This is a genomic window from Streptomyces sp. NBC_01283 (genome assembly GCF_041435335.1).
Classification (GTDB): domain Bacteria; phylum Actinomycetota; class Actinomycetes; order Streptomycetales; family Streptomycetaceae; genus Streptomyces.
The window spans coordinates 6,572,887-6,589,251 of the sequence record NZ_CP108430.1; the positions used below are offsets into that span (position 1 = coordinate 6,572,887).

15 protein-coding genes are annotated in these 16,365 nt (G+C 71.4%); 7 read left to right on the plus strand and 8 right to left on the minus strand.

Annotated elements, in window-relative coordinates; genetic code table 11:
- Positions 1-16: 16 nt before the first annotated feature.
- The 3 genes from OG302_RS29750 to lipB all read right to left on the minus strand — a co-directional run bounded on the left by OG302_RS29750 (position 17) and on the right by lipB (position 2,448).
- Positions 17-220, minus strand: coding sequence for a hypothetical protein (locus OG302_RS29750; RefSeq protein ID WP_371529585.1), 204 nt, complete (start codon positions 218-220; stop codon positions 17-19).
- 248 nt (positions 221-468) lie between these two features.
- Positions 469-1,434, minus strand: coding sequence for a lipoyl synthase (locus tag OG302_RS29755; RefSeq protein ID WP_160504647.1), 966 nt, complete (start codon positions 1,432-1,434; stop codon positions 469-471).
- Between the two features lie 117 nt (positions 1,435-1,551).
- Positions 1,552-2,448: a lipoyl(octanoyl) transferase LipB gene (gene lipB, locus OG302_RS29760; protein ID WP_371529586.1), complete on the minus strand. Its 897-nt coding sequence runs from the start codon at positions 2,446-2,448 to the stop codon at positions 1,552-1,554.
- A gap of 219 nt (positions 2,449-2,667) precedes the next feature.
- Here lipB and OG302_RS29765 point away from each other — a divergent pair, with 219 nt between their 5' ends.
- Positions 2,668-4,110 carry a regulator gene (locus OG302_RS29765; RefSeq protein ID WP_371529587.1) on the plus strand — a complete coding sequence of 481 codons (1,443 nt, stop codon included), beginning with the start codon at positions 2,668-2,670 and terminating at the stop codon, positions 4,108-4,110.
- 104 nt (positions 4,111-4,214) lie between these two features.
- On the opposite strand, the gene OG302_RS29770 is transcribed toward OG302_RS29765, so the two are convergent.
- The 3 genes from OG302_RS29770 to OG302_RS29780 form a co-directional block, all read right to left on the minus strand.
- Complete coding sequence (locus OG302_RS29770; protein WP_371529588.1) at positions 4,215-6,329, minus strand: family 20 glycosylhydrolase; 2,115 nt, start codon at positions 6,327-6,329, stop codon at positions 4,215-4,217.
- 374 nt (positions 6,330-6,703) lie between these two features.
- The gene (locus OG302_RS29775) at positions 6,704-8,056 is read right to left on the minus strand and encodes an NAD(P)/FAD-dependent oxidoreductase (RefSeq protein WP_371529589.1); all 1,353 of its coding nucleotides are present in this window, start codon (positions 8,054-8,056) and stop codon (positions 6,704-6,706) included.
- A gap of 249 nt (positions 8,057-8,305) precedes the next feature.
- On the minus strand, positions 8,306-9,241 hold the full coding sequence (locus OG302_RS29780; RefSeq protein ID WP_371529590.1) for a TIGR01777 family oxidoreductase: 936 nt from the start codon (positions 9,239-9,241) through the stop codon (positions 8,306-8,308).
- Positions 9,242-9,303: 62 nt separating this feature from the next.
- Between OG302_RS29780 and OG302_RS29785 the strand changes: the two genes are divergently transcribed.
- Both OG302_RS29785 and OG302_RS29790 read left to right on the plus strand, forming a co-directional pair.
- The gene (locus tag OG302_RS29785; protein ID WP_371529591.1) at positions 9,304-9,792 is read left to right on the plus strand and encodes an N-acetyltransferase family protein; all 489 of its coding nucleotides are present in this window, start codon (positions 9,304-9,306) and stop codon (positions 9,790-9,792) included.
- A gap of 129 nt (positions 9,793-9,921) precedes the next feature.
- A complete protein-coding gene (locus tag OG302_RS29790; protein WP_371529592.1) occupies positions 9,922-11,037 on the plus strand; it encodes a PP2C family protein-serine/threonine phosphatase in 1,116 nt (371 codons plus the stop codon).
- 74 nt (positions 11,038-11,111) lie between these two features.
- Here the strand turns inward: OG302_RS29790 and OG302_RS29795 are convergent, their stop codons facing one another.
- Positions 11,112-11,801, minus strand: coding sequence for a TetR family transcriptional regulator (locus OG302_RS29795; RefSeq protein WP_371529593.1), 690 nt, complete (start codon positions 11,799-11,801; stop codon positions 11,112-11,114).
- Positions 11,802-11,945: 144 nt separating this feature from the next.
- Here OG302_RS29795 and OG302_RS29800 point away from each other — a divergent pair, with 144 nt between their 5' ends.
- From OG302_RS29800 to OG302_RS29810, 3 genes are all read left to right on the plus strand, one after another.
- The gene (locus OG302_RS29800; RefSeq protein WP_371529594.1) at positions 11,946-12,731 is read left to right on the plus strand and encodes an SDR family NAD(P)-dependent oxidoreductase; all 786 of its coding nucleotides are present in this window, start codon (positions 11,946-11,948) and stop codon (positions 12,729-12,731) included.
- A gap of 58 nt (positions 12,732-12,789) precedes the next feature.
- Positions 12,790-13,647 (plus strand): SDR family NAD(P)-dependent oxidoreductase, encoded by an 858-nt coding sequence (locus tag OG302_RS29805; protein WP_371529595.1) that lies wholly within the window; start codon positions 12,790-12,792, stop codon positions 13,645-13,647.
- A 151-nt stretch (positions 13,648-13,798) separates the two neighbouring features.
- A complete protein-coding gene (locus OG302_RS29810; protein WP_371529596.1) occupies positions 13,799-14,665 on the plus strand; it encodes a peptidoglycan recognition protein in 867 nt (288 codons plus the stop codon).
- 54 nt (positions 14,666-14,719) lie between these two features.
- On the opposite strand, the gene OG302_RS29815 is transcribed toward OG302_RS29810, so the two are convergent.
- Positions 14,720-15,244, minus strand: coding sequence for a DUF4240 domain-containing protein (locus OG302_RS29815; RefSeq protein ID WP_371750276.1), 525 nt, complete (start codon positions 15,242-15,244; stop codon positions 14,720-14,722).
- A gap of 133 nt (positions 15,245-15,377) precedes the next feature.
- Between OG302_RS29815 and OG302_RS29820 the strand changes: the two genes are divergently transcribed.
- The gene (locus tag OG302_RS29820; protein ID WP_371529597.1) at positions 15,378-16,343 is read left to right on the plus strand and encodes an SDR family oxidoreductase; all 966 of its coding nucleotides are present in this window, start codon (positions 15,378-15,380) and stop codon (positions 16,341-16,343) included.
- Positions 16,344-16,365: the final 22 nt, after the last annotated feature.

Sequence of the window (16,365 nt, forward strand, 5' to 3'; positions counted from 1 at the left end):
GTGCCCCTGGAGGTGACTACGACGTGCGGGTTGGCATCGCCTCTTCGAGCACACGCAGCGCCTCGGCCCGGTCCTTGGCGCGACGCCGGTCGTCGAGCACGGACGTCCAGGCGTTGCGGCGAGCGGTGCGCTGGCCGCTGCTCATGAGAAGCGACTCGACGGCGCGCAGTGCGTCGGTGACGGACGGGATGGCGGTGGCGCGTACGGGCGCGGCCTGCATGGTGGGGCCCTCCTGAGCGGCTATGGGTAGGGCTGTACGTGGGGTAATTCCAGGGTCACTGATTGGTGTTACCAGGGCGTGACCGACCGGTCAAACACGGATGAAGCCTTGACGCCGGGCCCCGAAACATTGACGCGGCCTCTACGGTCCCCCTCACCTGCGGGGACCGTAGAGGCCGCGTCATCTCGGCCACTACTCGTCAGTAGTCGCTTGTGCGCCGATTCACACAGTCGGGCTCTCGCCCGCGGTCAGACCGCCTGCGAGGCGACGTACGCCCCGCGCTTCTCGATCGCCATCTGGTAGAGACGGCCGGCGCGGTACGAGGAGCGGACCAGCGGCCCGGACATGACGCCGGAGAAGCCGATCTCCTCGGCCTCCTCCTTCAGCTCCACGAACTCCTGCGGCTTGGCCCAGCGCTCCACGGGGTGGTGGCGCGGCGTCGGGCGCAGGTACTGCGTGATCGTGATGAGCTCGCAGCCCGCGTCGTGCAGCGCGTGCAGCGCCTCGCTGATCTCCTCGCGCTCCTCGCCCATGCCCAGGATGAGGTTCGACTTGGTGACCAGACCGGCCTCACGGGCGCGGGTGATGACCTCCAGCGAGCGCTCGAAGCGGAAGCCGGGGCGGATCCGCTTGAAGATGCGCGGCACCGTCTCCACGTTGTGCCCGAGGACCTCGGGGCGCGAGGAGAAGACCTCGGCCAGCTGGTCGGGGTCCGCGTTGAAGTCGGGGATGAGGAGCTCGACCTTGGTCTTGCCCTCGGCGCGCTCCGCCGTCATCGCGTGGATCTGGCGCACGGTCTCCGCGTACAGCCAGGCGCCGCCGTCGTCCAGGTCGTCGCGGGCGACGCCGGTGATGGTGGCGTAGTTCAGGTCCATCGTGACGACGGACTCACCCACGCGGCGCGGCTCGTCGCGGTCGAGCGCCTGCGGCTTGCCCGTGTCGATCTGGCAGAAGTCGCAGCGCCGGGTGCACTGGTCACCGCCGATGAGGAAGGTGGCCTCGCGGTCTTCCCAGCACTCGTAGATGTTGGGACAGCCCGCCTCCTGGCAGACCGTGTGCAGGCCCTCGCTCTTCACGAGGTTCTGCATCTTCGTGTACTCGGGGCCCATTTTCGCCCGGGTCTTGATCCACTCGGGCTTGCGCTCGATCGGGGTCTGGGCGTTCCGGACCTCAAGGCGCAGCATCTTGCGTCCGTCGGGTGCGACTGCGGACACATCGGCTCCCTGTAGCTTCGATTCTTCGGCGCACACCAGGGTACGCCCGTGATGTCGTTGGGCTTACGTTCGGCCAACCTCTGGCCCACGGGGTGCATTCCCCGCGGCCCGAGCTGTCTAGGCGGTCGCCTTCTCGGCTTCCGGGTTCTCAACCGTCTCCTGGGCTGCCTTCTCGGCCGTCTTCCCGGGGGTCTCAGCCGTGTTCCCGGGGGTCCCGGCCTTCTCGACGAGCCGCGGCTTGAGCTCCGCGTTCTCCAGGACCTCCCGCAGATGCTTCTCGGCGACGGGCAGCACGTCGGCGATCGTGACCTCGCGGTCCAGTTCGTACGAGATCGACGTCACACCGGCGTCGCGGATGCCACACGGGATGATCTTGTCGAACCAGGTGTTGTCCGGGTTCACGTTCAGCGCGAAGCCGTGCATCGTCACGCCCTTGGCGACGCGGATGCCGATGGCCGCGATCTTGCGGTCCTCACGGCGCTGGCCCGCGTTGGACGGGGCGTACTCCGGGCCGTTGAACCGGGCGTCGAACTCGTCGTCCTGGAGCCGGGGGTCGAAGTCGAGGTCCAGGCCGCCGAGCGCCGGACCTTGCTCTGCGGCCTGACGGGGGTCACCCAGAACCCATACGCCACTGCGGCCCTCGACGCGGCTCGTCTCCAGGCCAAACTCCGCACACGTACGGATAAGTGCCTCTTCCAGGCGCCGTACGTGTGCTACGACGTCCACCGGGCGCGGCAGCTTCTGGATCGGGTAGCCCACGAGCTGCCCGGGGCCGTGCCAGGTGATCTTTCCGCCACGGTCCACGTCGACGACGGGGGTGCCGTCCAGGGGGCGCTCGCTGTCCGCGGTGCGGCGGCCCGCGGTGTACACCGGCGGGTGCTCGAGCAGCAGACACGTGTCCGGGAGTTCGTCGGCGAAGCGAGCGGCGTGCACGCGGCGCTGCTCGTCCCAGGCCTCCTGGTACTCGACCGAATCCGGGCCGAAGCCAAGACGGACGAACTGAAACTCACTCACGGCAAGTGCCTCCCTAGAACCTGCACCGTGCACATATCGCGCCCCGGCCACTGTACGGGCAGCGGATTCTCGTCAGTCCTCCGGTCAATCCTCACACGATCGGATGAATGCGGGTCGAAGGTCGCGATGAGGGCGGTGAGGGCCGCTACATTCACGCCGTTCACGGAGCCATAAGGGCTGCTCAAGGCAACGCCCGAAAGGCAGGAGACCGCACAGCTGATGACGGAACGACCTCCGCAGCGCACCCCCAACCGCCAGCTAGCCGCGCTTATCTCAGAAGCCGGGTTCTCCAATGCGGGGCTCGCGCGCCGCGTCGATCAGCTGGGCCTCGAGCACGGTCTCGATCTGCGGTACGACAAGACATCGGTGACCCGCTGGCTGCGCGGACAGCAGCCGCGCGGCACCACCCCCGCCCTCATCGCCGAGGTCTTCACACGGCGGTTGGGGCGCCGCCTCTCCGCACAGGACCTGGGGCTCGACGCATGCGCTCCGGTGTACGCGGGGCTCGAATTCGCGGCGAGCCCCGAAGAGGCGATCGACATCGTCGGCGGGCTCTGGCGCAAGGACTCCGGGAGCCACGCCGAACTGCGGAAGATCGCGTTCACCCCGGCGGGCCTCGTCGTCCCCAGCAGGGACTGGCTGATCGGCCGCGCCGACGACCGGGTCGGCCGCGGCGACTATCCGCCGAGCGCCCGCGTGCCCACCCAGGGCAGGCCCGCCATACCGCGTCAGCGCAAGGAGCCCGAGCGGGGCGTCGGAGCGAGGGTGACCAGCGGCGACATCTCGGCCCTGCGCTCCGTCGGCGAACTGTTCCGGGCGCTCGATCACGCGTACGGCGGCGGGCACGCCCGGCAGGCGCTCGTGCGCTATCTGGAGCACGAGGCCGAGCCGATGCTGCGCGGCACGTACGGCGAGCAGGCCGGGCGGCGGCTCTTCGCGGCCGCCGCCGACCTCACCCGGCTCGCGGGCTGGACGTCGTACGACATCGCGGCGCACGGCCTGGCCCAGCGCTACTACGTCCAGGCGCTGCGGCTCTCGCAGGCGGCCGGCGACCGCGCGTACGGCTCGTACGTCCTGGTCACGATGAGCCGCCAGGCCGTCTATCTCGGGCACGGCAGAGAGGCCGTACAGCTGGCGCGGGTGGCCCAGCAGGGCGTCGGGTCATCGGCCCCGCCCGTCGTGCAGGCCCTGCTGCACTCGGTCGAGGCACGCGGCCACGGTGTGCTCGGCGAGGTGCGGGCGTGCACGGCGTCGATGGTGCGGGCCGAGCGCGCCCTGGAGACATCGCGTCCGGGCGACGAAGTCCCCTACTGGGCGCGGTTCTTCGACGAGGCGCAGCTCGCGGACGAGTTCGGGCACTGCCACCGGGACCTCCAGCAGTACCGCGTGGCCGCCCAGCACGCGGAGCGCTCGCTCCAGCTGCGCGCCCCCGGGTACGCCCGCAGCCGCCTCTTCTGCCGGATCGTCCTCGCCACCTCACGCCTGGGCCTCGGCGAGCTGGAGCAGGCCTGCCAGCTCGGCGCGGAGGCGGCACAGGCCGCGGGGGAGATGCGGTCGGTGCGAGCGGTCGAGTACGTACGCGACTTCGAGCGGCGGCTTGAGCCGTACCGCGACGCTGCGGCGGTACGCGGGTATCGCGACCGGGTGGCTGCCCTGGGGTGACGCCGGGGCAGCAGGTAAGGAGGAGGGCGGGTGTAAGGGGCGGGGCTGCGCAGCCCCGCCCCTTACACGGTGTCCGCGTACATGGCTTGAGCGGGCTACCCGGCTCAGCGCAGGCGCGCGACCTTCTCGGGGGACAACGCCTCGTCCCACGTCGTGAGTTCGTCGAGGTCGCCGCGCAGGCTCGCCTTCTCCGTCCCGATGGACCGCAGCGGCAGCGGGATCGACGCCGCGACGGACCCGACCCGCCGCCCGTCGGCGTACAAGGTGGTGCGCCCCGGAGTCGTCACCCACGTCAGCCGCGTCCAGCGGTCGAGCGGCAGCGTGTGCTCGAAACTGAAGTCGGCCGCGCCGTACCGCGTGAAACCGACCTTCCCGGTGCCGTGCTGCATCAGCTTCAGCGCACCCGCCCTGGAGCTGAGCAGCACCTGGTCCCCGGTCCTGGCCGTCGGGCGGACCCGCACCGACACCGTCCACGGTTCGGCGACGTCGAGACCGCCGAAGCCCACGCCGTCCCGGTCGGAGTCGAAGCGCCACGCCCGGCCGCGCTCGCCCTCCACCGGTGTGGGGTTGTTGATGATGTACGAGGTGCCGGAGAGGCCGCCCGCCACGTCCTCGGCGAGGATCGTGTTCCCTGGACTGCCCGCGTACGTCCAGCCGCTGGGGTACGACGCGTCGTCGAACGTCCAGTGATGGCTCGGCCGGCCCTCGACCCTGGGCGGCAGGGGCGCGGGCGTCGTGCCCGGTGGGTCACCGATGCGGGCGGCGCGGGCCCTGAAGTCGGCGAGGGTGTCCGGTGTCGCGGACCTGTTCCAGGCGCGGTCGGCGAGGATCGCGCGGGCGCCCGCCATGCTCTGCTCGAAGTAGCCGTCGTCGGCCCAGAAGTTGTAGTCGGCCCAGTTGGTGACGCCGGAGCCGAGCATGTCGGGGTCGGTGTTCGGCGCCCAGGTGTCGTACATCCAGGGCTCGTCCGGGTACAGGTGGTGGTAGTTGTTCGGGGTGTCGTAGAACGGGCCGATGGCGATCTCGTCGTGGCCGGGAATCTCGGGCTCGGCGCCCGTGCCTTCCCAGGTGAGGAAGACGACCGGGTCGTGGACCTTCTGCTGGGGCGCGGTCAGGTGCTCGGAGCCGTTGTAGACGGCCGTGCGCTTGCCGTGTGAAGTGACCACGTCGTCAAGGGTGTTGATGTAGCGGTTGAGGAGGTCTCCGAGCGTCGACACGTCGGGCGCGGACGCCAGGTGGTTCTTCACGCGCGGGCACTCGGCGAGCTGCCCGGGGACCTCCTCCGCGCCGATGGAGAACAGCGGCGCGTCGAACCAGCCCGCGAACTCGTCGACGATCTCCTTCGACTTCGCGATCGCCTTGTCGCTGGTCATGTCGATGATCCAGTCGGGCGTGAGGTGGGAGTGGGTGTGCTCGCCGGTGCACGCGCCGGGCCCGGAGCCGAAGCCGATGCCGAAGGCGTCGCTGATCACGGTGGCGTGCCCGGGGAGCTCCAGGCCGGGCATCAGCTGGACGTGATGGCGGGCCGCGAAGGCCTTCAGGTGTTCGATGTCGGCGCGGCTGTAGCTGTGGTCGGGGTCGGCGAGGCCGGGGAACTTCGGGCTGTAGAGGCGGAATCCCTCGGACTCGGAGAGGTGCAGGAAGAGGGTGTTGAGCTTCTGGTCGCCCATCCTGCGGATCAGGTTCTCCAGGTAGGAGATCTTCCAGTACTTGCGGCCCGCGTCGAGGTGCACCATGCGGACGGACTGCGCGGGGCGGTCGATGGAGCTGGCGCGGGGCACGGCGCGGTGGTCGTCGGCCGTGGAGCGCAGGAGCTGGAGGAGCGTGCGGGTGCCGTAGTAGAGGCCGTGGGTGGACGCGGCCTCGATGCGGATCGGGCCCGTGCTGTCGAAGCCGTATCCCTCGGCGCCGAGGTTTTCCTTGGCGAGGTTTCCCTTGACGAGGCTTCCCTTGGCGGTGAGCCGGAGGGCGATGTCCCCGGCCGCCGGGCGGCCCGTGTGGGACGCGATCCGGGGCGTGATGCCGGTGACCTGCTTGATCTCCGTGCGGAGCTGGTCGGCGAGCTGGCGTACGGACTGGTGTGCGGGGCCCGGGAATTCACTGCGGCCCGAGGGGAGCGCGGTGGTGGATCCGGCGCGCGGATCGATCAGGATGCGGGTGCGCTCGGTGAGCTTCGTACGGCCGTCGAGTGCGGTCCAGTCGGTGGGGCGGGGGACCACGGACGGTATGTCGGACGCTGTGGCGGCTGCGGCTGCGGCTGCGGCTGCGTCTGTGGCTGCGGTGGATGCTGTGGCGGTCGGCAACGATAGACCTCCCATGAATAGGCCGAGGATGAGTGATATCACCGGGATGGTGCGACGCACGTGAGTCCTCCCGCGGCTTGGCGATCCGGTGGGACCGTAGCCGTGGGGTGCGGGTGAGGCAAGGGGAGTTGCAGGGGCGGGTGAGGTGGGGTGGGTCGTACGAAGCGGGCGTACGGGAAAGGGGGAAGCCCTCGCGTGGGGGCGCGAGGGCTTCCAGAGGGACTCATAGGTCGGATGGATTAGATGGGTCGGGGGCTGGGCTTTCTGAGGGGTGGGGTGGCGGCTGGGGCTCAGGCCGCCATCGGCAGGTCCCCGGACCCGTGCGCAGGGTCCACGCCGAGGTCCGCGAGCGCGGCCCGCGCCGCGCGGCGGCCCGAGTACAGGGCGCCCTGCACCGTGCTGGTGTCCCGGTGGTCGCCGCACACGTAGAGCCCCGAGAGCAGCCGCACCGGGCGGCGCAGATCGTGCGGGGGCGGCATCGCGGGTACCGCCTCGCGGGTGTGGTGGACCGCGAGGGATTCCCAGCGCGAGGTCGATGTGCCGTACAGATCGGCGAGATGGGCGAGGACGGCCCGCTCGTCCGGCGGCGGGCCGAGGACCGTAGACGAGATGAGCGTCCGGCCCGCGGGCGCGCGCGACGGGTCGACGTGGCTGATCACGGCCGTGTGCGCGACCGGGCCCGAACGGTCGGCGTCGAGCAGCAGCGCGGGCTCGGCGAGCGGCGCGTCGGGCGCCGCGTGGTGCAGCACCGTGACCTGGTGGAAGGACGGCACGCGCAGGCCGGGCAGCAGTTCGGCGGCGGCACGGGCATCGGTGGCCAGCAGGACAGCGCTACAGCGCACTTCGCCGTGCTCAGCGGTGCTGACAGAGGTCGTGGAGACGGCGGTGACGCGTACGCCGGTGCGGACCGTCCCCGGTGGCAGCGCGGCCGAGAGGAGCTCGGGCAGTACCTCGGCGCCGCCCTCGGGCAGGCAGAGCCGGCCGCGCGCGAAGGAGTGCAGGGCGAGGTCGGCGCACCGGCTCGATGTCGACAGGCCCGGGTCGCAGAGGAGCGCCGAGAGCAGCGGGCGCAGGAAGCCGGTGACGGTACGCGCGGGCAGGCCGCGGGCGAAGAGGGACTCCGACGCGGGGAGTTCGGGGCGGGCGAGGAGGCGCTTCGGATCCGTCGCCGCGAGCCTGGCGAGTGCCGCGCCGAGGCGGGCCTGGTCGAGTGGGCCGCCGAGGGGGGCGGTGCGGGGCGTGGTGCGCGGCGCGGTGCGTGCCGTTCGCGAACCCCTGGGGGCGCTTGCCAGGGCGCGTGCTGCGGTGAGTGCGCCCCTTGCGCGCCGGGGGCTCGTGGGCTCGACGGCCCGGTGGTGCCTGCCGTCGCTGTGCACCACGACGCCGGGTACGAAGGGCCGCAGTACGAGTGCGTCGAGCCCCGGCGTGTGACGCAGTTCGGGATACGACGTGGTGAGCAGCTGCCCGATCCTGTCGAGCCGGAACCCGTCCACCTTCTCCGTCGACATGCGCCCGCCGACGTAAGGGGCGGCTTCCAGGACGACGGTCGTTACACCCGCCCTGGTCAGCTGGTGGGCGGCCGACAGACCCGCGACCCCCGCTCCTACGATGACGACATCCGCATGGTGCGCAGGCTCTGGCACGTGTCCCTCCCCGAGGTTGCGCGGCTGCTGGGGACGTCATGCCCTCAACAGGGCTTCGGAATCACCGAGTTCCGCACGAGGGTAGGAGCAAGGACGGTCAGTGGCAGTCGCGCATCGACCGGGCACGGTCGCACGCCGGTCGCACACGGATCGCAGAAGCGAAGAAGACGATCGAGGGGGCGTGCTGTTCCCGCCGAGCGCGACGCGCCGGAGTGCCGTCTGCCGCAGGGCCTTCTACCGCAGGGCCTTCTACCGCAGCGCCGCGCGGATCGTCTCCTCGATGCCCGGGAACGCGAACGAGAATCCCGACTCCAGGAGCCGGGTCGGCAGGACCCGCTGGCTGCCGAGCACGTCACCGGCCAGCTCGCCGAGCACGACCCGCAGCGCGGGAGCGGGCGCCGTGAAGAGCGTGGGCCGGTGCAGCACCCGCCCCATCGCGGCCGTCACCTCGCGGTTGGTCAGCGGATCGGGCGCCGTCAGGTTGACCGGACCCGCCAGCGACTCCGTGTCGAGCAGGTGCCGCAGCGCGGCCACCGCGTCGTGCAGCGAGATGTAGCTCCAGTACTGCCTGCCGTCGCCGAGGCGCCCGCCGAGCCCCGCCTTGAAGAGCGGGAACAGCCGCTGCCAGGCTCCGCCCTCGCGCGCCACCACCAGGCCGTTGCGCGAGAAGACCGTGCGGATGCCCGCAGCGTGCGCCGCGGCGGCCGCACCCTCCCACTCCACGCACAGGGACGGCAGGAAGCCCTCTCTGGAAGGGGCGCTCTCGTCCACCGCACGTTGACCGGTGTCTCCGTAGTAGCCGATCGCACTTGCGCACAGGAACACCCGCGGAGGCGCGTCCATGGAGGCCGCCGCCTCGGCGAGCGCCGTGGTGCCGAGCACCCTGCTGTCGCGGATCTCCTGCTTGTAGGCGTCCGTCCAGCGGTGGTCGCCGATCCCGGCTCCCGCCAGGTTCACCAGCGCGTCGCAGCCCGCGAGCCCAGCCGTGTCGACGTACCCCTTCTTGGGGTCCCAACGCACCTCGTCCTTCGTACGAGGTGCCCGGCGCACCAGTCGCACCACCTCGTGGCCGTCGTCGGAGAGGGCGCGTGTCAGCGCCGTTCCGATGAGGCCGGACGCACCGGCCACGGCGATACGGGACCGCCGCGAGGAAAGGGCTGACTGTGCGGGCTGGGTGGGCTCCATGAAGCCATCCTGCCCCGGAAACCCGCCGGGAGGCGTCATGTGCCCGTCGTACAGTGACGCCCATGCCGGACACGCACATACGGACCGCCCTGCCGGACGACGAAGAAGCCCTCGGCCGCATCGACCGCGCCACCTGGTCGACCCTGCACGCGGTACAGCCTGCTCCGCAGCGGCCCTACCCGCCGTTCTTCAGCGAACGCTTCGGGCCGCGCGACCACTTGGTCGCCGAGCTGCACGGCGTGGTCGTCGGCTACATACGGATCGGTTACCCCACCGCCCTCCTCGCCAACGCCCACGTGCGCCAGATCCTGGGCTTCGCCGTCGCCGACGAGGCGCGCGGCAGGGGAGTGGGCCGCGCTCTCGTCAGGGCCGCGGTGGAGGAGGCCCGCCGACAGGGCGCGCGGCGCGTCACGCTGCGGGTGCTCGGCCACAACACTCCGGCCCGCACGCTCTACGAGTCCGAGGGCTTCGTGGTCGAGGGCGTGCTGCCGGGCGAGTTCTTCCTCGACGGCGCGTACGTGGACGACGTGCTGATGGGGCGCGTGCTCTGACACCCCTGGGTCTGCCGCTCCTGGAGTCCGCCTCGACCGGCCCGGGGGCACCACCCGACGGACCGGCCCGGCGTGCGGCGGGCACGCGCGCGTAGGAGCGTGGGGAGGCCGACCGGAAGGAGCGAACCGATGTTCAGGGTCGCTGCTGCCAGCCGGCGGGACCGCGAGGAGCCCGGCTGGCTGCGCGGCGCGCCGCCGCCCCACTGGGTGCGCTGGCCCCCGCCCGTGCTCCTGGTCGTGATCTGCGTCATCCAGCTGTCCACTCCGGAGACGGTCGACCTCAGCTTCCTGCTCGCCGCCGTGCCGCCACTGGCCGCGCTGGCGTACGCCGCCTCCGCGACGGCCCTCTTCGGCGCCACCGTGGTGCTGCTGCTCTATCTGCCGGGGTTCGGGCTCGGCCGCCCCGGGGAGAGCGATGTGCTGACGGTCGCCTTCGTGGCGGTGCTGAGCGTCATGTTCGCCTGGGTGCGCAGCCGGCGCGACACCCAGCTCGTCACCGTCCGCACCGTCGCGGAGGCCGCCCAGTTCGCCGTCCTGCCGCCTCTGCCGGAACGCGTGGGCCCGGTGCGATGTGCGGGCCTCTACCGCGCGGCACAGGGCGGGACGCTGGTCGGCGGGGACCTCTTCGACGTGCGCAAGGGCCCCAGCGGCGTCATGGCACTGGTCGGTGACGTGCAGGGGCATGGCCTCGCGGCCGTCGGCACGGTCGCCGCGCTGCTCGGTGCCTTCAGGGAGGCGGTGCTCGACCAGCCCGACCTGGAGGGGGTCGCCGCCCGGCTCGACCGGCGCCTGGCGGTGGACTCCGAAGAGGCCGATCACGCCGAGCTCTTCGCCACCGCCGTGCTCCTCGAATTCCGCAGCGATGCCCCTGAGCTGCGGATCCTCTCCTGCGGTCACCCGCCACCGCTGCTCTTGCGCGGCGGGTCCGTCGAGGAGCTCGATGTGGCGCCGGGTGCTCCGCTCGGCCTGGGGATCGCGGGTCTCACGGCGCCCGAAGAGGTGACCGTGGGCCTGAAGCCCGGCGACCGGCTGCTCGCGGTGACCGACGGGGTGACCGAGGCGCGGGACGGGGCCGGCGCCTTCTACCCGCTGGCCGAGCGTCTCTCGGTGCTCTGCACCGACCTTCGGGACGACCCGGCGGCACTGACGTCCGCGGTGTGGAGGGACCTGGTGCGGTTCTCCGGAGGAGTCGGGGACGACGTGGCCCTGCTGGCCTTCTCGCCGGACCTGGAGCCGGAGCTCTAGGCGGGGACGCAGGCGGAGCTGCAGGCGGAGCTGCAGCCGGGGCGCCGCGACAGGCGCCGGGCCTCAGCCGGGCCTCAGGTGTCGTCGCCCTGCCGGGCGGACAGGAGCCGCAGCCCGCCCGTCAGTTCGCGCAGGCAGCGCACCGCAAGGACGGCGGGGGAGCCGGGCCCCTCGGTGGGCGCGTCCCCGGCCGCCCAGGTCTCCAGGGCCAGGCGGATGGCGTCGGTGGCGGCCGCGGCCGCCAGACGTACGTCGAGTGCGTCGGCGTCGTCCCCGGCCAGCCGGGCGAGCACGGGCACGAGCTGCTCCTCGGACTCCTGGTTCACGCGGTACCAGACGGCGCGCAGCGCCGGGTCGTCCTGCGCGGCGCGCAGCAGGCCGCGGGTCCACTCCAGGGACTCGGCCGCGCGGTCGTCCGCCGCGGTCAGCGCGTCCGCGATGGACCGCTCCAGGGCCGTCGGCATCCCGGCGGCCGGGTCGAGGCCCGCCAGATGGGCCCGCCACTCGGCGGCGCCGCCCGCGAGGAGCGGGGCGACCGCGTCCTGCTTGTTGCGGAAGTACCGGTAGAAGGTGCGCAGCGCCACTCCGGCCCGGCCCGCGATCTCCTCGGCCGTGGTGCCGTCCGGGCCGCGCTCGGCGAAGAGCTCGGCTGCGGCACGGGCGATGTCGAGCTGCGTGGCGGCTTTGCGGCGCTCGGTCAGCGAGGCCTGAGCCGGTGGCAGTGGCTTCGAGGGCTGCGATGGCTGCGACGGGTGGGTGCTCACCCTCGCAGCCTACGCGCGATTCTCACCCTGATACATGAATTGTCGGCATGGCAAAACGTGCCAGAGAGGCGTACATTGAAATCAGATCGGGAAGGCCGGGTCCGTGGACGGATCCGGGAGCCCGGAGTTGATCGGAGGCATTTCATGAACCGGTACGCAGGCCGTCGCGCACTCATCACCGGCGGTGGTTCGGGCATCGGGCAGGCCACCGTCCTCCGGATCCTCGACGAGGGCGGCAGGGTAGTTGCCGCCGACGTCAGCGAGGCGGGACTGAAGGACACCGCCGAGAAGGCGGGCGCCGCGGCCGACCGCCTCACCACCCTCGTGGTCGACATCTCGGACGAGATCTCGGTGCGCGCGGGCGTCGCCGCCGCCGTCACCGCGCTCGGCGGCCTGGACGTGCTGGTGAACGCGGCGGGCGTGCTCCGTTCCTCGCACACGCACGAGACCAGCCTGGAGTCCTTCAACCGCGTCATCCAGATCAACCTGGTGGGCACGTTCCTGGTGATCCGCGAGGCGATCCCGGCGCTGCTCGGCGGCGAAGACGCCGCCGTCATCAACTTCAGCTCCACCTCGGCGATGTTCGCCCACCCGTACATGGCGGCGTACGCGGCGAGCAAGGGCGGCGTCCAGTCCATGACCCACGCGCTGGCCAGTGAGTACGGCAAGCAGGGAATCCGCTTCAACTCCGTTCAGCCCGGCTCCATATCCAGCGGCATGACCGACGGCAGCGGCGCCAGCAAGCAGAGCGTGGGCCCCGGCCTGCCCGAGGACGCCGACATGAGCCTGTTCATGAAGCTGGCCCCGGCCATCGGCCAGGGCTTCGCCGGACCGGAGTCCGTGGCCTCGGTCGTCGCCCTGCTCGGCTCACAGGACGGCAAGTTCATCACCGGCACCGAGATCCGGGTCGACGGCGGCACCCACTTCTGACGGAGCGGCACGCACCCACTTCCGTCGGCAGATTCGACATTCGACAGAGGAGAGCGGCATGAGTGACGCAGGCCAGACCCTTGCGGGCGAGACCTTCGCGGGCAAGGTCGTCGTCATCACCGGTGCGTCCGCCGGCATCGGATCCGGGTTCGCCCGGCACGCGGCGGAGCTCGGCATGAGGCTGGTCCTCGCCGACATAGCCGCCGAGCGCCTCACCGCCCTGGCCGAGGAGCTGCGTGCCTCGGGGGCCGAGGTCGAGCCGGTCGTGACGGACGTGTCCGACCCGCTCTCCGTCGACGCCCTCGCGGACCGGGCGTACGACCGCTTCGGCGCGGTCGACATGCTGATCAACAACGCCGGGATCATGGCGATGGGCTACTCCTGGGAGATCCCCGCCGAGCGCTGGGACGCCGCCCTGCGGATCAACATCGGTGGCTATGTGAACGGCATACGTTCCTTCGTGCCGCGCCTGCTCGAGCAGTCCACGCGGAGCTGGGTGCTCAATGTGTCCTCGGTCGGCGGACTGCTGCCGAGCCCGCTGATGGCGCCGTACAGCGTCACCAAGTTCGGGACGCTCGCACTCACCGAATCCCTCGCCTACGAACTGCAGATGAGGCAGGCGCCCGTGCAGGTCTCGGTCGTACTGCCGGACTCGGTCAAGAGCGAGATATTCAGGGCCGCGCGGCCGGGGGACGGCATACCGCCGGAGATAGCGGGGTTCAACGAACAGCTCCAGCAGCGCGCCGACACCCAGGGGATCACGCCGGAGGAGCACGCCCGCCGTGTCTTCGAGCAGGCCGCGGAGGGGCGCTACTGGATCACTCCGCAGCCCGAGATGATCGACGCGGCACTCCAGCCGCGCACCGACATGATCCTTTCCCGCACGAATCCGGGGCTGGACCTGGGCGGGGTCTGAGGGGCGACACCGTTCACCCGCGCTCAGCAGGGCTTATCAGGGCCCATCGGCGGTCGTCAGCAGTGGTCAGCCGTCGTCAGCGTCCGTTCGCGTTCATTCGAATGGCGGAGTGTGGATCGCGGGTGGTTGGGGTCGGTCGGAGAGTCGGACCATGCGTGTCTTCCGTGGGATGTCCGCGGCGCGCGTGCCGACGGCGGTGCGTGCGGCGCTGGGCTGCGTGCCCGGGGTCGCGGCTGTGGCGCTTCTGCTGCTGTGTGCGCTGTTCGTGGGACCAGGAGTGGCGGGGGCGTCGGGGTCGGCGGGTGAAGGGCCGGTGGCGGTCGCCGGGCTCGGGGAGCGGACGAGTGTGACCGGGAGGTATGCGCAGATGCCGGCGGCCGCGGCGCCGGTGCGCAGGGCGGTGGGGCACCCGGCGGCGCAGCCTCGTGTGGTGCCGCGCGCGCAGTGGCTGGACGGTGAGGGTGGCGAGCCGCCGCCGGCCCGGTATGCCGACCGGGTCCGGGCGGTGTTCGTGCACCACACGGACACGCCGAACGGCTACGACTGCGCCGATGCCCCGCGCACCATCCGCTATCTGTACGCCGGCCAGACGGAGGGGAGGCAGTGGGACGACATCGGATACAACTTCCTCGTCGACCGGTGCGGGACCGTCTACGAGGGGCGTGCGGGCGGCATCGAGAGAGCGGTCATCGGGGCGCACACGCAGGGCTTCAACAAGGGGTCGGTGGGGATAGCGGCGATCGGGACGTTCACGGCGGGGGTCCCTGTGCCCCGGGCGATGACCGATGCCCTGGCGGCGCTGGTCGCGTGGAAGCTCGGTCTTGCGGACGTGGACCCGCGTTCCATGGTGCGGCTGGTCTCCTCGAACAGCCTCAGCAGGTACCCGGCGGGGGCGACCGAGTCGTTCAGCGCGGTGTCCGGGCACAACGACGGCTACTCCACGTCCTGCCCGGGTGCGGCGCTGACGGCCGCGCTCCCCGAGATCCGGGAGACGGCCGCACGGCTGCAGAGCCGGTAGGGGCCGGCTGATGACGGCCCAGGCCCAGCTGGTGACGGCCCAGTCGTCGAAGGCTCAGTCGATCTCGCCGAAACGTTCCCACAGCTTCGGGTAGCGCTGGGCCATCGTGGTCTCGTCCTCGAAGTCGAGGGGGGTGCCCAGGGGCTCCCCGGGGGCCGGGGCGATACCGAGGTCGGGGGTGACCACGCCGGTGAGCTGCTCGTACGCCTCGTCCGCCGCGTAGCCGAGCTCTTCGCCGTCACCGTCGATGTCCTCGTCGAAGTCGTCGAGGAGATCCGCGAGCGAGTCCGGGTCGTGCAGGGCTCCCTCGAAGACCTCACGGCCCTGGCCGATCAGCCAGCAGCGGAAGTAGTCGAAGGCGTCGTCACTGGCGCCGCCGAGGAGGATCCAGGAAGCTCCCCACAGATCCCAGCGGTACGCACGGTTGTAGCGCGCCTCGAAGTGACGGGCGAAGTCGAGCACCATGTCCGGCTCGAGCTCCAGCAGCTTCTCGGTGAGCAGGTCCGCGTGGTCCTCGGGGTCGCCCTCGGCGGCCACGCGGGTGCGGTCCACGATCTCCCAGAACTCCGTCTCGTCCATCACGGGACAAGCATCGGTCCTGGGGGGTGGGTACGCACGTGGAGTGCGGCGGATGCGGCTGTCTCGTTATGCGTGCACATGCCCATGGAAAACCCGACAGCAGGTGTCGCCATTGGGTGGCAGCCTCGAAGACATGGACAGTACTGACAGCACGCGCGCACTTTCGCACCCGCTGGCCGGGAAGGTCGCCCTCGTCGCCGGTGCCACCCGCGGCGCGGGCCGGGCCATGGCCGTGGAGCTCGGCCGCGCCGGAGCCACCGTGTACGCCACGGGCCGTACGACCCGTGAGCACACCAGCGAGGTCGGCCGCAGCACGGAGACCATCGAGGAGACGGCGGAGCTGATCACCGCCGCGGGCCGGGAGGCGGGCGGACCCGGCACCGGGACCGCCGTGCCCACCGATCATCTGGAGCCCGGGCAGGTCGAGGCGCTCGTCGAGCGGATCGACCGGGAGCAGGGCCGCCTGGACATCCTGGTCAACGACATCTGGGGCGGCGACATCCACGTCGAGTGGGACAAGAGGATGTGGGAGCACGACCTCGACAAGGGACTGCGCCTGATGCGCCTCGGCATCGAGACCCACATCGTCACCAGCCGGTACGCGCTGCCGCTGCTCATCAAGAACCCCGGAGGCCTGGTCGTCGAGGTCACCGACGGCACCGAGGAGTACAACGGTCCCAACTACCGCAAGCCCTTCTACTACGACCTTGCCAAGTCGGCCCCGCTGCGGATGGCGCGTGGCCTGGCCGAGGAGCTCAAGGAGTACGGCTGCACGGCGCTCTGTCTGACCCCCGGCTGGCTGCGCTCCGAGTTCATGCTCGACACGGCGTTCAGCGTGACCGAGGAGAACTGGCGGGACGGCTGCGAGCAGGACCCGCACTTCGCGATCTCCGAGACCCCGGCCTTCGTCGGCCGGGCCCTGGTCGCGCTCGCCTCGGACCCCGAAGTGGCCCGCTGGAACGGCAAGTCGCTCTCCAGTGGCGGCCTGGCCCCCGAGTACGGCTTCACGGACGTGGACGGTTCGGCGCCGGACGCCTGGCGCTACATCGCGGAGGTCGAACAGACGGGCAAGACCGCGGACGTCACGGGGTACCGCTAGTCACCTCCCGCCTCCTCCCCGG

What these genes read in the sequence shown, in the direction of transcription:
- OG302_RS29815 (WP_371750276.1), bottom strand. Translation starts at nt 15,244, where the DNA reads ATGGACGAGACGGAGTTCTGGGAGATCGTGGACCGCACCCGCGTGGCC.
- OG302_RS29805 (WP_371529595.1), top strand. Translation starts at nt 12,790, where the DNA reads ATGAGTGACGCAGGCCAGACCCTTGCGGGCGAGACCTTCGCGGGCAAG.
- OG302_RS29780 (WP_371529590.1), bottom strand. Translation starts at nt 9,241, where the DNA reads ATGGAGCCCACCCAGCCCGCACAGTCAGCCCTTTCCTCGCGGCGGTCC.
- OG302_RS29785 (WP_371529591.1), top strand. Translation starts at nt 9,304, where the DNA reads ATGCCGGACACGCACATACGGACCGCCCTGCCGGACGACGAAGAAGCC.
- OG302_RS29810 (WP_371529596.1), top strand. Translation starts at nt 13,799, where the DNA reads ATGCGTGTCTTCCGTGGGATGTCCGCGGCGCGCGTGCCGACGGCGGTG.
- OG302_RS29750 (WP_371529585.1), bottom strand. Translation starts at nt 220, where the DNA reads ATGCAGGCCGCGCCCGTACGCGCCACCGCCATCCCGTCCGTCACCGAC.
- OG302_RS29800 (WP_371529594.1), top strand. Translation starts at nt 11,946, where the DNA reads ATGAACCGGTACGCAGGCCGTCGCGCACTCATCACCGGCGGTGGTTCG.
- OG302_RS29790 (WP_371529592.1), top strand. Translation starts at nt 9,922, where the DNA reads ATGTTCAGGGTCGCTGCTGCCAGCCGGCGGGACCGCGAGGAGCCCGGC.
- OG302_RS29765 (WP_371529587.1), top strand. Translation starts at nt 2,668, where the DNA reads ATGACGGAACGACCTCCGCAGCGCACCCCCAACCGCCAGCTAGCCGCG.
- OG302_RS29820 (WP_371529597.1), top strand. Translation starts at nt 15,378, where the DNA reads ATGGACAGTACTGACAGCACGCGCGCACTTTCGCACCCGCTGGCCGGG.